This is a genomic window from Rhizobium laguerreae, assembly GCF_002008165.1.
GTDB classification, from domain to species: Bacteria; Pseudomonadota; Alphaproteobacteria; order Rhizobiales; family Rhizobiaceae; genus Rhizobium; species Rhizobium laguerreae.
Genome location: NZ_MRDM01000011.1, coordinates 185,453 through 203,972 on the forward strand (window position 1 = coordinate 185,453; position 18,520 = coordinate 203,972).

General features: G+C 61.9%; 20 protein-coding genes. 11 read left to right on the forward strand and 9 right to left on the reverse strand.

Annotated features, from left to right (window positions below):
- Position 1: 1 nt before the first annotated feature.
- Entirely contained in the window at positions 2-985 is a 984-nt protein-coding gene (locus BS630_RS13435) for an NAD(P)H-dependent glycerol-3-phosphate dehydrogenase (protein ID WP_077977848.1), read from the reverse strand.
- Positions 982-2,091, reverse strand: coding sequence for a tRNA (adenosine(37)-N6)-threonylcarbamoyltransferase complex transferase subunit TsaD (gene tsaD / locus BS630_RS13440; protein ID WP_077977849.1), 1,110 nt, complete (start codon positions 2,089-2,091; stop codon positions 982-984). The genes BS630_RS13435 and tsaD overlap by 4 nt, the downstream gene beginning before the upstream one ends.
- 72 nt (positions 2,092-2,163) lie before the next feature.
- Here tsaD and hemC point away from each other — a divergent pair, with 72 nt between their 5' ends.
- The 6 genes from hemC to BS630_RS13470 all read left to right on the forward strand — a co-directional run bounded on the left by hemC (position 2,164) and on the right by BS630_RS13470 (position 8,017).
- A complete protein-coding gene (hemC, locus tag BS630_RS13445) occupies positions 2,164-3,093 on the forward strand; it encodes a hydroxymethylbilane synthase (protein ID WP_077977850.1) in 930 nt (309 codons plus the stop codon).
- Positions 3,094-3,100: 7 nt separating this feature from the next.
- Positions 3,101-3,808 carry a uroporphyrinogen-III synthase gene (locus tag BS630_RS13450; protein WP_077977851.1) on the forward strand — a complete coding sequence of 236 codons (708 nt, stop codon included), beginning with the start codon at positions 3,101-3,103 and terminating at the stop codon, positions 3,806-3,808.
- A gap of 68 nt (positions 3,809-3,876) precedes the next feature.
- A complete protein-coding gene (locus BS630_RS13455) occupies positions 3,877-5,145 on the forward strand; it encodes a COG4223 family protein (RefSeq protein ID WP_077977852.1) in 1,269 nt (422 codons plus the stop codon).
- A 4-nt stretch (positions 5,146-5,149) separates the two neighbouring features.
- Positions 5,150-6,772 carry a heme biosynthesis protein HemY gene (locus BS630_RS13460; RefSeq protein ID WP_077977853.1) on the forward strand — a complete coding sequence of 541 codons (1,623 nt, stop codon included), beginning with the start codon at positions 5,150-5,152 and terminating at the stop codon, positions 6,770-6,772.
- A gap of 17 nt (positions 6,773-6,789) precedes the next feature.
- Positions 6,790-7,275, forward strand: coding sequence for a tellurite resistance TerB family protein (locus BS630_RS13465; protein WP_077977854.1), 486 nt, complete (start codon positions 6,790-6,792; stop codon positions 7,273-7,275).
- On the forward strand, positions 7,244-8,017 hold the full coding sequence (locus BS630_RS13470; protein ID WP_077977855.1) for a glutamine amidotransferase: 774 nt from the start codon (positions 7,244-7,246) through the stop codon (positions 8,015-8,017). Before BS630_RS13465 ends, BS630_RS13470 begins: the two co-directional genes overlap by 32 nt.
- Before the next feature lie 26 nt (positions 8,018-8,043).
- Here the strand turns inward: BS630_RS13470 and BS630_RS13475 are convergent, their stop codons facing one another.
- Positions 8,044-9,294 carry an MFS transporter gene (locus BS630_RS13475; protein ID WP_077977856.1) on the reverse strand — a complete coding sequence of 417 codons (1,251 nt, stop codon included), beginning with the start codon at positions 9,292-9,294 and terminating at the stop codon, positions 8,044-8,046.
- A gap of 139 nt (positions 9,295-9,433) precedes the next feature.
- On the opposite strand from BS630_RS13475, the gene BS630_RS13480 reads away from it, so the two are divergent.
- Positions 9,434-9,724: a YggT family protein gene (locus tag BS630_RS13480; RefSeq protein WP_026158917.1), complete on the forward strand. Its 291-nt coding sequence runs from the start codon at positions 9,434-9,436 to the stop codon at positions 9,722-9,724.
- Positions 9,721-10,032, forward strand: a complete 312-nt coding sequence (locus tag BS630_RS13485) for a DUF167 domain-containing protein (protein ID WP_077977857.1) — start codon at positions 9,721-9,723, stop codon at positions 10,030-10,032. Before BS630_RS13480 ends, BS630_RS13485 begins: the two co-directional genes overlap by 4 nt.
- A gap of 4 nt (positions 10,033-10,036) precedes the next feature.
- On the opposite strand, the gene ppa is transcribed toward BS630_RS13485, so the two are convergent.
- The 4 genes from ppa to BS630_RS13505 form a co-directional block, all read right to left on the reverse strand.
- On the reverse strand, positions 10,037-10,570 hold the full coding sequence (gene ppa / locus BS630_RS13490) for an inorganic diphosphatase (protein WP_025396319.1): 534 nt from the start codon (positions 10,568-10,570) through the stop codon (positions 10,037-10,039).
- 192 nt (positions 10,571-10,762) lie between these two features.
- The gene (locus tag BS630_RS13495) at positions 10,763-11,269 is read right to left on the reverse strand and encodes a GNAT family N-acetyltransferase (protein WP_003543622.1); all 507 of its coding nucleotides are present in this window, start codon (positions 11,267-11,269) and stop codon (positions 10,763-10,765) included.
- Positions 11,270-11,516: 247 nt separating this feature from the next.
- Positions 11,517-13,337 carry a translational GTPase TypA gene (gene typA, locus BS630_RS13500; RefSeq protein ID WP_077977858.1) on the reverse strand — a complete coding sequence of 607 codons (1,821 nt, stop codon included), beginning with the start codon at positions 13,335-13,337 and terminating at the stop codon, positions 11,517-11,519.
- Between the two features lie 157 nt (positions 13,338-13,494).
- Complete coding sequence (locus BS630_RS13505) at positions 13,495-15,582, reverse strand: M3 family metallopeptidase (RefSeq protein ID WP_077977859.1); 2,088 nt, start codon at positions 15,580-15,582, stop codon at positions 13,495-13,497.
- Between the two features lie 229 nt (positions 15,583-15,811).
- Between BS630_RS13505 and BS630_RS13510 the strand changes: the two genes are divergently transcribed.
- Positions 15,812-16,243, forward strand: coding sequence for a hypothetical protein (locus BS630_RS13510; protein WP_077977860.1), 432 nt, complete (start codon positions 15,812-15,814; stop codon positions 16,241-16,243).
- A gap of 99 nt (positions 16,244-16,342) precedes the next feature.
- Here the strand turns inward: BS630_RS13510 and BS630_RS13515 are convergent, their stop codons facing one another.
- On the reverse strand, positions 16,343-16,984 hold the full coding sequence (locus BS630_RS13515; RefSeq protein WP_077977861.1) for a LysE family translocator: 642 nt from the start codon (positions 16,982-16,984) through the stop codon (positions 16,343-16,345).
- A 291-nt stretch (positions 16,985-17,275) separates the two neighbouring features.
- Between BS630_RS13515 and BS630_RS38420 the strand changes: the two genes are divergently transcribed.
- A complete protein-coding gene (locus BS630_RS38420; protein ID WP_260684646.1) occupies positions 17,276-17,398 on the forward strand; it encodes a hypothetical protein in 123 nt (40 codons plus the stop codon).
- Positions 17,399-17,439: 41 nt separating this feature from the next.
- Here the strand turns inward: BS630_RS38420 and BS630_RS13520 are convergent, their stop codons facing one another.
- Positions 17,440-17,814 (reverse strand): winged helix-turn-helix transcriptional regulator, encoded by a 375-nt coding sequence (locus BS630_RS13520; RefSeq protein WP_077977862.1) that lies wholly within the window; start codon positions 17,812-17,814, stop codon positions 17,440-17,442.
- An 87-nt stretch (positions 17,815-17,901) separates the two neighbouring features.
- Here BS630_RS13520 and BS630_RS13525 point away from each other — a divergent pair, with 87 nt between their 5' ends.
- The gene (locus tag BS630_RS13525) at positions 17,902-18,519 is read left to right on the forward strand and encodes an FMN-dependent NADH-azoreductase (RefSeq protein ID WP_077977863.1); all 618 of its coding nucleotides are present in this window, start codon (positions 17,902-17,904) and stop codon (positions 18,517-18,519) included.
- The last annotated feature ends 1 nt before the right edge of the window (position 18,520 follow it).

Genomic DNA, 18,520 nt, shown 5'->3' on the forward strand with positions numbered 1-18,520 from the left:
CCTATTCGGTGGTGATCGGACGCGTCATCAGCTGCTCTATCGCTTCTGATATGTCGAGCTTGCCGTCGATGATGGCGGAAATGGCGTCTGTGATCGGCATGCTGACCTTCAACTCCGCCGCAAGCCGCGAGGCGACAGAGGCGGCAAACGCGCCTTCCACCAGCGCACCCTGCAGAGGATCGGTCTTTTCGCCGCGCCCGAGCGCGATGCCGAAGCGCAGGTTTCGCGATTGATGGCTCGTTGCCGTCAGTACCAGATCGCCGAGGCCGGAAAGCCCGCGCACCGTATCCGCCTGCCCGCCCTTGGCGACGACGAAACGCGACATTTCCGCAAGCCCACGTGCAATCAGCGCCGCGCGCGCGGAATCGCCGATGCCACGGCCTTCGACGATGCCGCAGGCGATCGCCAGCACATTCTTCAGCGCGCCGCCGAGCTGCACGCCGATCCGGTCGTTGGAAGCGTAGAGCCGGAAAGTCCGCCCGGAAATCGCCTGAGCGAGCCGCTCGGCAATTTCCATGTCGGCTGCAGCAATTGCCATCGCCGTCGGCAGGCCCTTGGCGATATCGGCGGCAAAACCTGGGCCAGAGAGCACGGCGATGGGATGATCCGGCAGCTCCCGTTCCAGCATGTCGGTCAAAAGATGGCCGGTCGCCCGTTCGATACCCTTGGCACAGGTAACGACGACAGCATCCTTGGAAAGATAAGGTCCGTATTGCCGCGCCGCATCAGCCTGCGCCTGCGACGGCATCGCAAACAGCACGATGGGGGCACCAGTGATCGCATCCGCCTCGGCGGAAAATTCCAGCGTATCGGGCAGGAGAATGCCGGGCAGCACCGCATCGTGCAGCCGTTCGGCCTTCAGATCGGCAATCAGTGACGGATCGCGCCCGACGAGGGTCACGGTGCTGCGGTCGGCAAGCGCGATGACGGCGGCAAGCGCCGTGCCGAAAGCCCCCGATCCGACGACGGCGATGTTTTCGCTCATGCCTTGGCCCCTCGTTTTCCGAAACCGATCAGCGTTTCCGCATTGGAATCGAGCGGCCAGCGCGAGCGCGGCTGCACGTCGAGCGCATCCGGCGCGGCGCCGGTCGCCATCCGCTCCAGTCCCGCCCAGGCGATCATCACGGCATTGTCGGTGCAGAGCCTGAGCGGCGGCGCGACGAAGCGGAAACGGTTCTTGTCGCACAGCGCCTGCAGCGTGCCGCGCAGTTCAAGATTGGCGGCGACACCGCCGGCAACGACGAGCGCCGGCTTTTCGCCAGTCGCTGAGAATGTCGCCGGAAACTCCGTCTTGAACCGCTGCAGGCCGCGGCCGATACGGTCCTTCAGCGTCCGCGAAACCGCCTTCTGGAACGAGGCGCAGATATCCGCGACGTCCTGATCGCTGAGCGGCGCGATATCCTGCGCCGCCTGCCGCACCGCCGTCTTCAGGCCAGAGAAGGAGAAATCGAGCCTCGCCTCGCCGACCAGTGGCCGCGGAAAATCGAAGCGATCGGGATTGCCGTCCCGCGCCATCCGCTCTACCGCCGGGCCGCCGGGATAGGGCAGGCCGAGCAACTTTGCCGTCTTGTCGAAGGCTTCGCCGAGCGCATCGTCGATCGTGGTGCCCCAGCGCTCGTACTGTCCGACGCCCCGCACCAGGATGAGCTGGGTATGGCCGCCGGAGACGAGCAGCATCAGATAGGGAAAGGAAAGCCCGTCCGTCAGCCGCGCCGTCAGCGCATGGCCTTCGAGATGGTTGATCGCATAGAGCGGCTTGCCGGCGGCTCTGGCGATCGCCTTGCCGGTCATCAATCCCACCAGCAGCCCGCCGATCAGCCCCGGGCCCGACGTGGCGGCGATGGCGTCGACGTCGTTGAGCGACACATTGGCGCGCTTCAGCGCTTCCTCGATCAGCTCGTCGAGTGCCTCAACATGGGCGCGTGCGGCGATCTCTGGCACCACGCCGCCATAGGCGCTATGCTCGTCGAGTTGGGAAAGCACGACATCCGACAGCACGTTGGAATGCCCCTCAGCATCGCGCTCGACGACCGCGGCGGCGGTCTCGTCGCAGCTCGTTTCGATGCCAAGGATGCGCAGAAAGGGAACCATGAAGCCTGTTCGTTGATTGCGATGGGATGGAAACCCGTTTACGAGAACTCCGGTAACAACGGAATAGAGCGGATGCAAACAAAACCTTTCCGGATCGGCACGCGAGGCAGTCCGCTGGCGCTTGCCCAGGCGCATGAGGCCCGCGACAGGCTGATGGCGGCGCATCATCTGCCCGAGGACATGTTCGAGATCGTCGTGCTGACCACCAAGGGCGACCGCATCACCGACCGGTCGCTGGCCGAGATCGGCGGCAAGGGCCTGTTCACCGAAGAGCTCGAACAGAAGCTTGCCGCCGGCGAGCTGGATTTCGCCGTGCATTCCGCCAAGGACATGGCGACGAAGCTGCCCGAGGGGCTTTATCTCTCCGCCTACCTGCCGCGCGAGGATATCCGCGACGCCGTCATCGGCCGCACCGCCCGAAAGCTGATCGACCTGCCGCATGGCGCCACCGTCGGTTCCTCGTCGCTCCGCCGCCAGGCGCTGATCCGCCGGATGCGGCCGGATATCAATGTCGTCACCTTCCGCGGCTTGGTCGAAACGCGCCTGCGCAAGCTCGAAGCGGGCGAGGTTGATGCGACCCTGCTGGCGCTTGCCGGTCTGAAGCGTCTCGGCAAGGTCGACGTTCTGACCGATATCCTCGACCCCGACACCTTCCCGCCGGCGCCGGCGCAAGGAGCGATCTGCATCGAAAGCCGCATCGGCGACGCCCGGGTCGACGATCTGCTGGCGCCTGTTAACGATGGCCCGACCTTCGACACCGTCTCCTGCGAACGCGCCTTCCTCGCCGCGCTCGACGGCTCCTGCCGCACGCCGATCGGCGGTTATGCCGTCTGCGAAGGCGACCTGATCCGGTTCTCCGGCCTCATCATCACCCCCGACGGCCGCAGCCAGCATGCAGTGACGACCGACGGCCACCGCCGCGATGCGGCAGCACTCGGCACCCGCGCCGGCCAGGACGTGCGCGCCAGGGCCGGCAGCGCCTTTTTCGACGACTGGCACTGAAGCGGCCATGCGCGTGCTCGTCACCCGCCCCGCGCATGCGGCGACGAGAACCGCACAACGTCTGCGCGATATGGGCCACGAGCCGCTGCTGCTGCCGCTGCGTCAGCCGCTGCACGACAGCAATGCCGCCGCAGACGCGCTCGCCATCACCAGTGGCGCAATCGCGGTGACCAGCGCCGAAGCCATCAGGGTCCTCTCCGCGCTCGGCGAGAAACTTCCCCCGCATCTTGCCCGTCCGCTTTTTGCGGTCGGCGAAACGACGGCGGAAGAGGCGCGCAGCCTCGGCTTCCGATCGGTCGCCTCATCTCAGGGCAACGGCCGTGATCTCGCCGATCTCGTCGCGGCGCGGGGCGCCGACGGGTTGCTCTATCTTGCCGGGTGGCCCCGCGCCGAAACTTTCGAATCAGGTTTGCGCGAACTCGGCATCCGCTTTTCCGTCGCCGAATGCTATCGCATGCAGCCGATCGTTCCCGGCTCGGCCGAGATCGAAGCGATTTTCTCAAGGTCTGGCCCTGACGCCATTCTCTTCTATTCCCGGCAGACGGCCGAGGATTTCTTTCGCGTGCCGGAACTGCGATCCGCCCTGCCGGAACACAGCGGAATCCGCCTTTTCTGCCTTAGCGAGGCCGTGGCCGAGGCCGTTCCGGCGGCACTTCGAAAAAGCGTAGTGATTTCGCAGATGCCGGAAGAGAAAAGCCTTTTGTCGCTGCTTTGAAGGCTCTAGCTGCCCAAATTTGATCTAACCTCTTCCCTTAACTGGCATCACTGTCTAGTTTCGTTGCAATGCAGGATAAAGAGGACCTCATGGTATCGGGAAACCCGCCACGCCATTCGAAGAGCGCCGACGAACCGGTCACGATCGACCTCGATGCACAGGAATTCGCCGCTGCAGCCGATACCGAAAAACCGGTAGACAATGAAACCGGCGAGGCCGACAGCACTACCGCCGATGCCGGCCTGGCGCCCGAAACCGAGACTGCGTCGCATGCCGAAGATGAAGAGAAGCCCGTGATGGATGCGCCGGAGGAGGAACCGGCAGCTCCAGAACCTTCCTTCACCCCTCCTCCTGAACAGCCCGCGCCGAAGAGCGCCGGCACCTCCGGCCTGATTGCCGCCGGCATCTTCGGCGGCCTCGTGGCGCTGCTTGGCGCCGGCGCCATCCAGTATGCGGGTTACCTCCCGGGCTCCTCCACGCCGCAGACGACATCGCCGGAGACGGCCGATCTTGCCGGCGAGATCGACGGCCTGAAACAGACCGTCGCCAACCTTGCCGCCAATCCGGCGGGCACGGACGACGGCGAGCTTGCGAAACGCGTCGCTGCGCTGGAAACGGCTGCAAAGGCCCCCGCAGTCGCCGCACCGGCCGATTCTGCTAACGTCGATGCACTCAATCAGAAGATTGCGGAACTGACCGGTCAGGTCGACCAACTGCGCTCGACGCTTGCCCAGTCTTCCGAGCAGCAGACGACGAACGGCGCCGATATCGCCAAGCGCCTCGAAGAGGCCGAAAAGAAGCTGAACGAGCCGCGCGAGGACGTCGCCGTTGCCCGGGCGATCGCGGCCGCCGCCCTGAAGGCGGCGATCGATCGCGGTGGCCCGTTCCTGGCCGAGCTCGACACCTTCGCCGGCGTTGCCCCCGACGATCCAGCCGTCGCTGACCTCAGAGCCTTTGCCCAAACCGGCGTTCCCTCACGCACCGAGCTGGTGGCCGAGGTTCCCGATGTCGCCACCGCGATCGTCGGAGCCGTCAACCAGCCGGATTCGAACCAGAGCTGGTCGGACCGGCTGATGTCGAGCGCCAAATCGCTGGTGAGCGTTCGTCCCGTCGGCAATATCGAGGGTGAAAGCGTCGAAGCCATCGCCGCCCGCATGGAGGAGAAGGTGAAGAACGGCGACCTGCCCGGCGCTTCCGCCGAATGGAACAGCCTGCCCGCCCCCGGCAAACAGGCGTCCGCCGCCTTCAAGCAGTCGCTCGAAGCGCGCATACGCGTCGAGGAACTGGTCGGCGGGGCGCTGTCGAAGGCGGTCTCAGGCACCGGCAAGGAGGGATGAGACCATGCTGATCCGTCTTGTCGTCTTCGCCCTCTTCGTGCTGCTTCTTGCCTATGGCTTCTCCTGGCTCGCCGATCGTCCCGGTGACCTCTCGCTGATTTGGGAGGGCCAGATCTACCAGACAAAGCTTATCGTCGCCGCCAGCGCAATCATCGCGCTGGTCGCCGCCATGATGATCGCCTGGTGGTTCGTCCGGCTGGTCTGGACCTCGCCGCATTCGGTGACGCGTTATTTCCGCGCCCGCAAGCGGGACCGTGGGTATCAGGCGCTGTCGACCGGCCTGATCGCCGCCGGCGCCGGCAATGCGCTGCTCGCCCGCAAGATGGCCGCCCGCTCGCGCGGCCTGATCCGCGCCGATCAGGAACCGCTGATCAACCTGCTCGAGGCCCAGGCCGCCCTGATCGAAGGTCGCCATGATGAGGCGCGCGCCAAGTTCGAGGCCATGGCCAACGATCCCGAGACACGCGAACTCGGTCTGCGCGGCCTCTATCTGGAAGCCCGCCGTCTCGGCGCCAACGAGGCCGCCCGCCAATATGCCGAAAAGGCAGCCGACAACGCGCCCTATCTGCCCTGGGCCGCACAGGCGACGCTCGAATATCGCAGCCAGGCCGGCCGCTGGGATGATGCGATCCGCCTGCTCGAACAGCAAAAGGCCGCCCGCGTCGTCGAAAAGGCCGAAGCCAACCGTCTGCACGCCGTCCTCCTGACGGCACGTGCCGGCGAGAAGCTGGAAAGCAACCCGACAGGCGCCCGTGACGACGCCCTGCAGGCGCTGAAGCTTGCCTCCGATTTCATTCCGGCAGCCCTCATCGCCGCAAAGGCGCTGTTTCGCGAAGGCGGCGTCCGCAAGGCCGCCTCGATCCTCGAACAGGCATGGAAATCGGCACCTCATCCCGAGATCGGCCAAGCCTATGTCAGGGCTCGCAGCGGCGATTCGACGCTCGACCGGCTGAAGCGCGCCGAGCGGCTGGAAGGGCAGCGCCCGAACAACGTCGAATCCCTTCTCGTCGTCGCCCAGGCAGCCCTCGACGCGCAGGAATTCGCCAAGGCTCGCGCCAAAGCGGAAGCAGCGGCGCGCATGCAGCCGCGTGAAGCCGCCTATCTGCTGTTGGCCGACATCGAAGAAGCCGAGACCGGAGACCAGGGCCGCGTGCGCCACTGGCTGGCCCAGGCGCTCAAGGCGCCGCGCGATCCGGCCTGGGTGGCAGACGGCTTCGTGTCGGACAAATGGCTGCCGGTATCCCCCGTGACCGGCCGCCTCGACGCCTTCGAATGGAAGGCGCCCTTCGGCCAGATCGAGGGTGCGCTCGAAGACGGTTCGACGCCTGCCTCGATCGAAACGGCTTTGAAGACATTGCCGCCGCTGCGTGACGTCAGGCCGGAAAGCCCGGTCAACGACCATCGCATCATTGAGCTGGAACGCGCCGCGACGATTGCCGAGGCTGTGCGCCCCACGCCGGCACCGGCACCGCCATCGGCAAAACCAAAACCCGCCGAACCGGCCGTGAGCGATAAAGCGCCGGCGCCAAGCGAGGCGAAACCTTTCTTTGGCGGACTGCCGGATGATCCGGGCGTTCGCGACCCCAGGGTGGAACCGGAACCCAAGACACGGCTCCGCCTTTTTTGAAATGGAACGAAAACCGCATGTTCGAACGCTTTCAGGCATTCTTCCAGAAGCTCACCGCCGACAGTCCTAAGAAAGGTTTCGCCCCTGATGATCCGCGCATCACGGTGGCAGCGCTCTGCATGCAGGTGATGGAGGCCGACGGTCAGATCAAAGCCAGCGAGAAGAAGCGGCTGCGCAAACTCCTGAAGGAGCAGTATGCGCTCGACGGCAAGCAGCTCGATGCTCTGATGGCGGCGGGTCTCGAGGCCGAAAGCTCCGCTGTCGACTATTATCGCTTCACCGCCGATCTGAAGCGTCATCTCAATACCGAGCAGCGGCTGGAGCTGATCGGCATCCTCTGGGACATCGTCTATGCCGATGGCGAGCGCAGCGAGATGGAAGACCATGTGATCTGGCGTATCGCCGATCTGCTCGGCGTCTCCTCACGCGAGCGCATCCAGAAGCGGCAGGAGGCCGCCGCCAGGGTGACCGATGTCCAGGTTGCACAAGATGATGCCGACTGAGCAAATCAAGAACCGCGACAGGCGCCCGATCCTCATCGTCCTGCATCAGGAGCGGTCGAGCCCCGGCCGTGTCGGCCAATTGCTCGTCGAAAAGGGCTACCGCCTCGATATCCGTCGCCCGGTTCTGGGCCAGCCCCTTCCGACAACACTTGAAGACCATGCCGGCGCCGTCGTCTTCGGCGGGCCGATGAGCGCCAATGATCCCGATGACTTCGTCAAGAAGGAGATCGACTGGCTCGACATTCCGCTCCGGGAAAAGCGCCCTTATCTCGGTATCTGCCTCGGCGCGCAGATGCTGGTGCGTCATCTCGGCGGCAAGGTGCAGTCGAATGCCGACGGCTCGACGGAGATCGGTTGGTATCCGCTGCACCCGACCGAGAAGGGCCGCCTGCTGATGCACTGGCCGAAGATGGTCTATCATTTCCACCGCGAGGGCTTCGAGCTGCCGCGCGGCGCCGATCTGCTCGCCGAAGGCGATGCCTATCCGAACCAGGCCTTCCGCTACGAGGGCAACGCCTGGGGCCTGCAGTTCCATGCCGAACTGACTCGGGTGATGATGCATCGCTGGGTCGTGCATGGCGCCCATCGCTTCATCCTGCCGAATGCCCAGCAGGGCCGCGAACATCTCGAAGGCCGCATGTTGTTCGACGCGCCGCTGAAAGCCTGGCTGACGGAATTTCTCGACATCGTCTTCGAGGGAAAGACGGCGAAGGCGACGTCCTCTATCGCTCTTCGCGCCTAAAGAGCATCGCGCTTTAGGGCCTTTCCTTAAACCGCTTCCGACGATGCGCTGGGCGCGTCGAGCGTATCGATCCTGCGCAGTTTGGGGAAACTCGACGCCCAGATCGCCGCCACGACAAGCGTCCCGACCCCACCGATGACGACCGCCGGAACCGCGCCGAAGATCGCCGCCATCGTGCCCGCCCTGAATTCCCCGAGTTCGTTCGAAGCGCCGACGAAGACCATGTTGACCGCATTGACGCGGCCGCGCAGCTGATCCGGCGTCCAGAGCGCAATGAGGCTCTCGCGCACATAGACCGACACCATGTCGGCCGCTCCCATCAGCGCCAGCGCCGCGATCGAGACCTCGGTGTTGGTCGAGACGCCGAAGATGATCGTTCCAATGCCGAACAGGGCGACGCCGATGAACATGTAGATGCCGGCGCGATGTTTGAGCGGATAGGCGGCAAGGAAGATTGCCATGACGATGGCGCCAAGTCCCGGTGCGGCGCGCAGCAGTCCGAGGCCCCAGGGACCGAGAGTGAGGATATCGCGCGCAAAAATCGGCATCAGCGCCGTGGCCCCGCCTAGCAGCACGGCGAAGAGGTCGAGCGAAATCGCCCCCAGCACCACCTTTTCGGCGCGGATGAAACTGAAGCCGCCGAGGATCATCGCCCAGTTCTTGGTCTCGCCGGTCGTCTTTTGCACCGGTTTCGGGATCATGTAGAGAAGGACCGCACCGAGCACGGAAAAAATCACCGCCACCGTATAGGCAGTCGGCGCACTGACACCGTAAAGCAGACCGCCGAGCACCGGCCCGGTGATTGCCGCGAGCTGCCAGGACGACGAATTCCAGGCGATCGCATTGGAGAGTGCCTCCTCCGGCACGAGATTGGGCGCCAGCGACTGCACTGCCGGCGACATGAAGGCGCGATCAATGCCGAAGATCAAAAGCACCGCGAAGACAGGCAACGGCGTAAAGCTTCCCATCAAAGTCATGACAAGCAGTGCCAGCGTGCAGAGCGCGCTCACCAGCGAGCAGAGTGCGGCGATCGCCCGGCGATTGTACCGGTCGGCCACCGAACCGGTGACGAGGATGAGCAGCAGCGACGGCAGGAACTGCACGAGACCGATCAAGCCGAGATAGATCGCGCTGCCCGTCTGGTCGTACATCTGCCAGCCGACCGCGACGCTGACGATCTGCTGCGAGAAGGAAAGCAGGAAGCGCGCGAAGAAGAACCGCGTGTAGGACGAATGCCGGAACGCGGCAAAACGGTCTCCGGTGGGCGAAAACGACATGGATGTTTTCCGAGGAGACGGGCGCCGGAAGAGCTGCAAAGCCGCCCGTTAAACATGATTCACCGTGCGTTTCCACACGGCACTTGCCCGTTTAGTCGCCAATGTCTACATGTCTGTCAACAACGAATTGGAGACGATGATGTTTGCGCTGTTTCAAACCATTGATTTGGCTTTGAATATTTACACCTGGATCCTGATTGCCAGTGCCATTTTTTCCTGGCTCTATGCTTTCAATGTTATCAATTCCAGCAATCAGTTCGTCAATTCGGTCGGCACATTCCTCTATAATGTCACCGAACCGGTGCTGAAGCCGATCCGCCGCCTGCTCCCGAACCTTGGCGGCATCGACATTTCGCCGATCATCCTGCTGCTGATCATCTTCTTCCTGCGCACCCTGCTTTGGACCACAGTGTACCCGCTGGTCGCTTGAGCCGTCCCTGGAGCCTTTTCGATGACCATCTGCGCCTCGCCGTCCGGCTGACGCCGAATGGCGGGCGTGATGCTCTCGACGGCATTGAGGCCGACGGCAAGGGTGAAGCTTTCCTGAAGGCACGCGTCACTGCCGTGCCCGAGAAAGGCAAGGCCAACAAGGCGCTCATCCTTTTGATCGCAAAATCCCTGCGCATTCCCAAATCCAGCGTCAGCCTCATCTCGGGTGAGACCGCGCGCAAAAAAATCCTCCGGATCGACGGCGATCCGGAGGATTTGGTAAAAAAGCTCGAGATATTTTTAGGCTGAGCGATCAGCCTTTCTTCTTGGCGCGCTCGACGGCTTCGAGGATGAGTTCGCCTGCTTCCTTGGAGTCGCCCCAGCCGAAGATCTTCACCCACTTGCCGGGCTCCAGATCCTTGTAGTGCTCGAAGAAATGCTCGATCTGCTTCAGCGTGATCTCGGGAAGATCGGTGTGGTTCTTCACCTTCTCATAGCGCAGCGTCAGCTTCGGCGACGGCACGGCAATGATCTTCTCGTCCTTGCCGGAATTGTCTTCCATCTTCAGGACGCCGATCGGGCGCACATTGATGACGCAGCCGGGAACCAGCGGGCGGGTGCTGGCGATCAGGACGTCGATCGGGTCGCCATCTTCCGACAGCGTGTGCGGCACGAAACCATAATTGCCCGGATAGGTCATCGGCGTATAGAGGAAACGATCGACCACCAGCGTGCCGGCTTCCTTGTCCATCTCATACTTGATGGGATGACCGCCGACCGGAACCTCAACGATGACGTTGACGTCCTCAGGTGGATTATGACCGATTGAAATAGCGTCGATGCGCATAGAAAACTCCCGCGAGGTTGAATGTGCTGGCAGCCAGATAATCAGTTTCATGCGGCAACGCAACATGGCACAGCACCAATGCTTGACTGCACCGGCGCACATTCACATCTAATGGGAGATAGCCGAACGCCGACTCCAGCGTCGCGCGTCCTTTCAGACGCCAAAGGACGTCGTGGCACTTTGAATGGCCGTTCAGCTCCAGATGAAGCCGATCTTCTTCAACTGCCTGTGGTCGAAACTTTCCATGCCTTCGCAGAAATCGACGCCGCCATGATTGCGGTAGAAGTGGCTGGCGGTCTCGTTATCCTCGAGGCACCAGACGACCAGCCCGTTGCAGCCCAGCGACTTCAAGAGACGGCGCGCTTCGCCGAACAGCATCCTGCCAAGGCCTATGCCCTGATACTCGGGCCGAAGATAAAGCTCGTAAATCTCGCCTTCCTGCGGCAGAGCGCGGGCACGGTTGAGGCCGAGCGTCGCATAGCCGGCGACTGTGCCGGCAACATCGAGAACCAGCAGCGTCGCCGGTCCGCGCGTTGCCTTGCGCCACCAGCTTTCGCCGCGCCGCTCGATCATCTGCGTCAGTGCGCGATGCGGAATGATGCCTGCATAGGTGTGTTGCCAGGCAAGCCTGTGTGTTTCCGATATGGCTCGGGCATCTTGCGGCTCGGCCCGCCGGACATCGATCGACAACGTCTTCATAACGTTTACTCTGGTCCCGCTAGAGGCAACTAACCATATGCACAGAGGCATTGTGATCGATTGCCCACAGACTTGATATGTGGACGACGATCAAAAGTTAACGCTTTTTTAACGATTGTCACAAGACGGAATCGACGCGGCGCACAATAAAAAACCCCGGCGCGAGGGCCGGGGTTTTGAAGGATTTCTCTCCAGCGCCGCGCCTCTTTTCGAGAGACCCAAAACGCTGCAGCACTTTGAATGGCGCTCAGAGCGCCGCCTTCGTCTTTTCGAAACGCTTGCGATCGTTCGCGTCGAGATACATCTTGCGCAGACGAATATTCTTCGGTGTCACTTCCATCAGCTCGTCATCCTGGATCCAGGAGAGCGCGCGATCAAGCGTCATGCGGATCGGCGGCGTCAGCTTCACCGCTTCGTCCTTGCCGGCGGCGCGGATGTTGGTCAGCTGCTTGCCCTTCAGCACGTTGACTTCAAGGTCGTTGTCGCGCGAATGGATGCCGATGATCATGCCGGCATAAACCTTTTCGCCCGGCTCGATGATCATCGGGCCGCGATCTTCCAGGTTGAACATCGCATAGGCGACGGCTTCGCCGGGAGCGTTGGCGAGCAGCACGCCGTTGACGCGGCCACCGATCACACCCTTGTAGGGCTGGTAGTCGTGGAACAGGCGGTTCATGATCGCCGTGCCGCGGGTATCCGTCAGCAGCTCCGACTGGTAGCCGATCAGGCCACGGGTCGGCGCGTAGAAACGCAGGCGAAGACGGTTGCCGCCCGACGGACGCAGCTCGACCATTTCGGCCTTGCGCTCGGACATCTTCTGCACGACGACACCGGAATGCTCTTCGTCGACGTCGACGACGACCTCCTCGATCGGCTCCAGAAGCTGGCCGTTTTCATCCTTGTGCATCACGACGCGCGGACGCGACACGGCAAGCTCGAAGCCTTCGCGACGCATGGTTTCGATGAGAACGGCGAGCTGAAGTTCGCCACGGCCGGACACGTAGAACGAATCCTTGCCTTCGGCTTCTTCGATCTTCAGGGCGACGTTGCCTTCCGCTTCCTTGAAGAGACGGTCGCGGATGACGCGTGAGGTCACCTTGTCGCCTTCGGTGCCGGCCAGCGGGCTATCGTTGACGATGAAGGACATGGTGACGGTCGGCGGATCGATCGGCTGCGCCTGCAGCGGCTCGGTGATCGAGGGATCGCAGAAGGTGTCGGCGACCGTGCCCTTGGAAAGGCCGGCGATCGCGATAATGTCGCCCTGATGCGCTTCGTCGATTGCCGTGCGCTCGATGCCGCGGAAAGCGAGAATTTTCGAAATACGGCCGGTTTCGACCGTCTTGCCGTCGGCGTGGAGAACCTTCACGGCCTGGTTCGGCTTGATCGAACCGGAATTGATACGACCGGTGATGATGCGACCGAGGAAGGGGTTGGCTTCGAGGATCGTGCCGATCATCGTGAAAGGACCTTCGTGGACGGTCGGCTCCGGAACATGCTTGAGCACCAGGTCGAGAAGCGGCGTAAGACCCTGATCCTTCGGACCTTCCGGATTGACGTTCATCCAGCCGTCGCGGCCGGAACCGTAGAGGATCGGGAAGTCGAGCTGCTCGTCGGTCGCGTCGAGATTAGCGAAAAGATCGAAGACTTCGTTGATAACTTCTTCGTGGCGTCCATCAGGACGGTCGATCTTGTTGATCGCCACAATCGGACGAAGACCGACCTTCAACGCCTTGGAGACAACGAACTTCGTCTGCGGCATCGGGCCTTCAGACGAGTCGACGAGAACGATCGCGCCATCCACCATCGAGAGAATGCGCTCGACTTCACCGCCAAAGTCGGCGTGGCCGGGGGTGTCGACGATGTTGATGCGGACACCCTTCCATTCCACCGAGGTCGCCTTGGCGAGAATGGTGATGCCGCGTTCTTTTTCGAGATCGTTCGAGTCCATCACGCGTTCAGCGACACGCTGATTTTCGCGGAACGAGCCGGACTGCTTGAGAAGCTCATCCACCAGGGTCGTTTTGCCATGGTCAACGTGCGCGATGATCGCGATATTGCGAAGTGCCATATGTGAAATCTCTGAGGCTGGGGCGCACGCTCTAGAGGACGCGCCTATTAGTTTGGGGCGTCCATACAGTTTTTTTTGCGTTTGCGAAAGGGGGGAACGCGCAAAAGCTGCGGCAAGGCTGTCGCCCCGCCGCATCATAGCGTGTCATCAAATTGTCTTAGGCGTCGCTGCCTGTCAATTCCTCGAAGGTCGAAAGTCCCTTTTTGACAAGCATTGCATCCGGGCTCGGCAGCTTGCCGCGGAAGGCCTTGTAGGCGTCCTCCGGATCGACCGAACCGCCGACGGAATAGATATTGTCCTTGAGCTTGCGCGCCATCTCGCCGTTGAAGGCGTCTCCCGTCTCCTCGAAGGCGGCAAAGGCGTCGGCGTCGAGCACCTCCGACCACATGTAGGAGTAATAGCCGGCCGAATAGCCTCCCGAAAAGATGTGCTGGAAGTGCGGCGTCGCATGGCGCATGACGATCGACTTCGGCATGCCGATCTCGGCCAGTACCTCGGCCTGCACCGCCATCGGGTCCTCGACGGCCGTTCTCGTGTGAAACGCCATGTCGACCAGCGCCGACGAGGTGAACTCGACGGCATTGAAGCCGGCATTGAAGGTCCGGGCGGCAAGCACCTTGTCGAGCAGGGCCTGCGGCATCGGCTCGCCGGTTTCGACATGCACGGCGTAACGCTTCAGAATAGCGGGCACCGTCAACCAGTGCTCATAGAGCTGCGACGGCAACTCGACGAAATCGCGAGAGACGCCGGTGCCCGCAACCGAGGGATAGGTGACGTTCGAAAGCATGCCGTGCAGCGCATGGCCGAATTCATGGAACAGCGTGCGGGCATCGTCGAGCGACAGCAGCGCCGGCTTGCCTTCCGCGGGCTTGGCGAAGTTGCAGACATTATAGATGATCGGCAATTCGCCGTGGCGGCCGTTCTTCAGTTCCAGCCTGTGCTGCGATTGCAGCGAGCTCATCCAGGCGCCTGATCGTTTCGAACTGCGGGCGAAATAATCGCCGAGGAACAGGGCGACGAGCTTGTCCTCGCGGTCCCTGATTTCGAACACCCTAACGTCAGGGTGATAGGCGGCCACGCCCTTCTTCTCGACAGCCCGGATGCCGAACAGTCGGCCGGCGACGTCGAAGCAGGCTTCGATGATCTTCTCGAGCTGCAGATAAGGCTTGAGCTCGGTTTCGGAGAAGTCGAACTTCCGCGCCCGGATCTTTTCGGCATAGTGGCGCCAGTCCCAGGGCATGACCTCGTGGTTCCGGCCCTCCTCGGCAATCATTGCCGCGATATCGATCTCCTCCTCGCCGGCGCGTTTCACCGCTCGCGCCCAGACAGCCCTCAGCAGGCCGTTCACCGCCTCCGCCGTCTTCGCCATCGTGTTGTCGAGCTTCAGCTCGGCGAAGTTGCCGTAGCCAAGCAGTGTCGCCACCTGATGGCGCAGCGCCAGCGTTTCCCTGATGACGGCGCGATTGTCCGTCTCACCATCATTTTCACCGCGCGCCACCCACGCCTTGAAAGCCTGCTCGCGTAGATCACGGCGCTCCGAAAAGGTGAGGAACGGCTCGATGATCGAGCGTGACAGCGTCACCGCATATTTGCCCTCCTCGCCGCGTTCGCGCGCTGCCCCCGCCATCGCGTCGCGAAGGAATTCCGGCAGGCCCTCGAGCTCGGCGCCATCGGAAAGCACCAGTGCCCAGGCCTTTTCGTCGGCCAGCACGTTCTGGCCGAATTGCGTCACGAGGCCGGCAAGCTTTTCATTGATCGTGGCGAGTTTTTCCTGCTCGGCCTTCTCAAGCTTGGCGCCCGATTTGACGAAGCCTTTCCAGTGGCGTTCCAGCACCCGTGTCTGTTCGAGCGTCAGGTCCAGGCTGTCGCGGCTCTCCCAGAGCGTGTCGATGCGGGCAAAAAGCGCTGCATTCATCCCGATCTTCGAATAGTGGCGCGACATCTTCGGCGAGATCTCCCGCTCCAGCGCCTGGATCACATCATTGGTATGGGCGCCTGCCTTGTTCCAGAACAGCGCCGAGACACGCGACAGCGCGTCGCCGGCAATCTCCAGCGCCACGACCGTATTGTCGAATGTCGGCGCATCGCCGTTTCCGGCGATCTCGTCGATCTCTCTTTCATGCGCGGCAAGTGCGGCTTCGAAGGCGGCGGCGAAATCGCCGTCATCCAGGGCATCGAAACGCGGCAGGCCGTGAAGACCGTCCCAGGTTACCAGCGCCGGATTGAAATCATGTGGAGAAGGCATCGGAGAATTCCCTTTTGGCATGCAGATGGATCGTCAATATAGGAGAGCCGGCATAGAATTGGTATGTTGCCGGGAAGGACCTTTTGCCTCGCCAGCCAAATCCGGTGGGCAGCTGCCAATCCGGTGGACAACAATTGATACGTGAAAATTAACCAATCGTTAACGATTGACGCGAATCACGCGCGAGCGCTAGTTTCATAGGTGATCTTCTTGTAAGGGGACATGCGCCATGGAAGTTTTTTCTGTGCGGTCTTCTCAGAGTTTGCTTTTTAAAAACAATCCTAATAACGCAAAAAGTTCGAAGACCTCTGATATTCAAATCGAGACCAGAGCTCCCGCCCCGGCCTCGTTCCAGATCGAAGATGATGTTGGCGAAGGCCCGGATTTCACCGCGGTCAGCCCTGGAGAACTGCGCAATTACGCACGCCAGGGTTTCGACAGTGGCCTGATCGATCAAAACACCTACGCCGCGATCTCCGAACCGCTGCCGATGCATGCGATCGATCCGCTCGGCAACATCGTCGATCTCTCCAGCGTCACCGACGGCACCAGCTTCAATTTCCTCGATTATTACCAGAACCAGCTGCAGATCGCCATGTCGATCGGCGATTCTGACGAGGTCCAGACGCTGAAATCGATCGTCAGCTTCCTGAATACCTGACCTTACGCATGTCGCCCAAAAGTGCGCAGCGGTTTTGGAATGACGACATGCATAAATCCAAGAACAAGCGCGTTGCACGTTTGGCGCGACGCGCTTTAATCAGGCCTTGCGCCAGCCGAGCAGGCCGGGCGTTGCGTGCCAGAGCGCCTGGGCAGCAAATCCCATGAAAAGCACGCCGGAGCAGCGCACGATCAACCGCTCATGAGCACGATAGAAACGCCGCACCGTACCGGCGCCGATGATGCCGATCAGGATGATGTCGGCAGTCACGAAACCGACGAACGACACGACGAGCAGCACCGGCAACGCCTCGAAATCGAGCGCGCCGGCCGAGCCTGCAACCAGCGCGGTGAAGGTGGCGAGCGCCACCGGATAACCCTTCGGATTGGTGACGCCGAAGATCAGACCGCGACGAAACGGCCGCTCGACCACAACAAGCGCCTGCCCCTCCCCTTTCGGCTTTGCATTGACGGCGCTCCAGCCGATCCAGGCGAGGTAGAAACCGCAGGCAAGGCCGAGCAGGTCGAAGACTAAGGTTCCGATCGTCTTTGCGCCGACGATCGCGATCAGCGCCAGCGACGACCAGATGAGATCGCCGACCAGATGCCCCATCATGAAGAAGGCGCCGGCCTTGCGGCCCTGCCCGGCGCCGATGCCGAGCAACTGCAGGAAGGCGGGTCCCGGAATGAGCACGTAAAAGAGCGCCGCCAGAAAAGCGCCGAAGAGCAGGGACTGCGTCATGGAAATGCTCCGGAGGATGATGAGGGCAGACTAAGCGATCACGGCCATCCGTCAAGGGTGGTGCAGTGCCACGAAGAGTGGGATCAGGCAGCAAACGCTACCGGAGGCGGCTTTCGGCCCGAGGCGGACATCTGTCCGTTGTTGAAGGATGCGGCTTGCGCTCCAGGTCGGCTGTTAAGGTGATCTTTGCCGTCCCTTGATAGCAGACGTTGCCGGAGACCACCTTGAACAGTAACTGGAGCGGCTACCGCTGGCGTCCGACGGCGGCCTATCGCTGCCGGGTCAGTCCTGATGAAAGTCGACGTCTTGTTCTCTGCTCCTGCTACGATTGGCTTTGGCGGTGCCCATGCGTTTTCGACGATCGGTGCTAACGCGGCCGGTGCGATCTTCTTCACGGATTTTACCGCTGCTTGAGCTAGTTATGAGCGACAAGCGCCAGCTCGGCTCGCGTCCACCTAGTGGTCATATTGCCGGCGCGCCTCCTCGATCACATGCCGATTTGAATCTGCCCAGGTCACCAAGGCCATGACGGGGGCGAGAAGCGACCTGCCGACTGCAGTCAGCTCGTAATCCACGCGCGGTGGGATCGTCGGAAAGTGGGTGCGGCTGATCAAACCGTCGCGTTCCAATTGACGAAGCGTAATCGTGAGCATCCGCTGCGAGATGCCGTCGATCTGCCGTCGCAATGCATTGAAGCGGACCGGCCCATCCTTCAGGGCCACGAAGATGTAAAGACTCCATTTATCGGCAATGCGATCGAGGATCTCCCGAACCGGACGGCAGTCTGCGTCTTCGCTTGGGGTAGGAAACTCTATGTCATTGAGTGTCATGAATGTGCCTTCTTGCGAACAGTCAAATAGTTACCTTAATAGTGTTGGTCACAAATTGATACTACTCTATTCTCCCAGGAGCCACCAATGACCAACATCCTCCTCGTTACCTCTAGCCCACGCGGTCCTCAGAGCCTTTCGACCCGGTTTGCCCGTGACATTGCTGAAAGCCTCAATGCCCGTTCTGCCGGCACAATTGTCAAACGCGATCTTGGGGCGGCACCTCTGCCGCATATCACAGCAGCCTATATCGACGGCCGCATTGCGCCGCCCGCGACACGTACACCCGAACAGATCGAAGCCGTCAATCTCGCTCAAAGCCTCGTTGATGAGGTTCAGGCTGCCGAGGTGATTGTCATTGGCTCGGGCATGATCAACTTCGGCCCGTCGACGCAGCTCAAGGCTTGGTTTGACTATATCACCTGGCCTGGCGTCACCTTTCGCTACGACGCAACCGGTCTGATGGGATTGTTGCCAGCCAAGAAAGTCTATCTCGTGACGGCAACCGGCGGCGTCTTTTCGGAAGGCAAGAATGTCCCGTTCGACTTCCAGACCACCTATCTCGCGCATCTTCTCGGTTTTATCGGACTGACGGATATCGAAGTGGTCCGCGTGGAAGGAACACTCGTAAGCCCGGACGCAGCCAAGGCTGCGATCGCCTCCACCGAAGCACAGATCCGGGCTGCACTAGAGCGTGCCGCCTGAC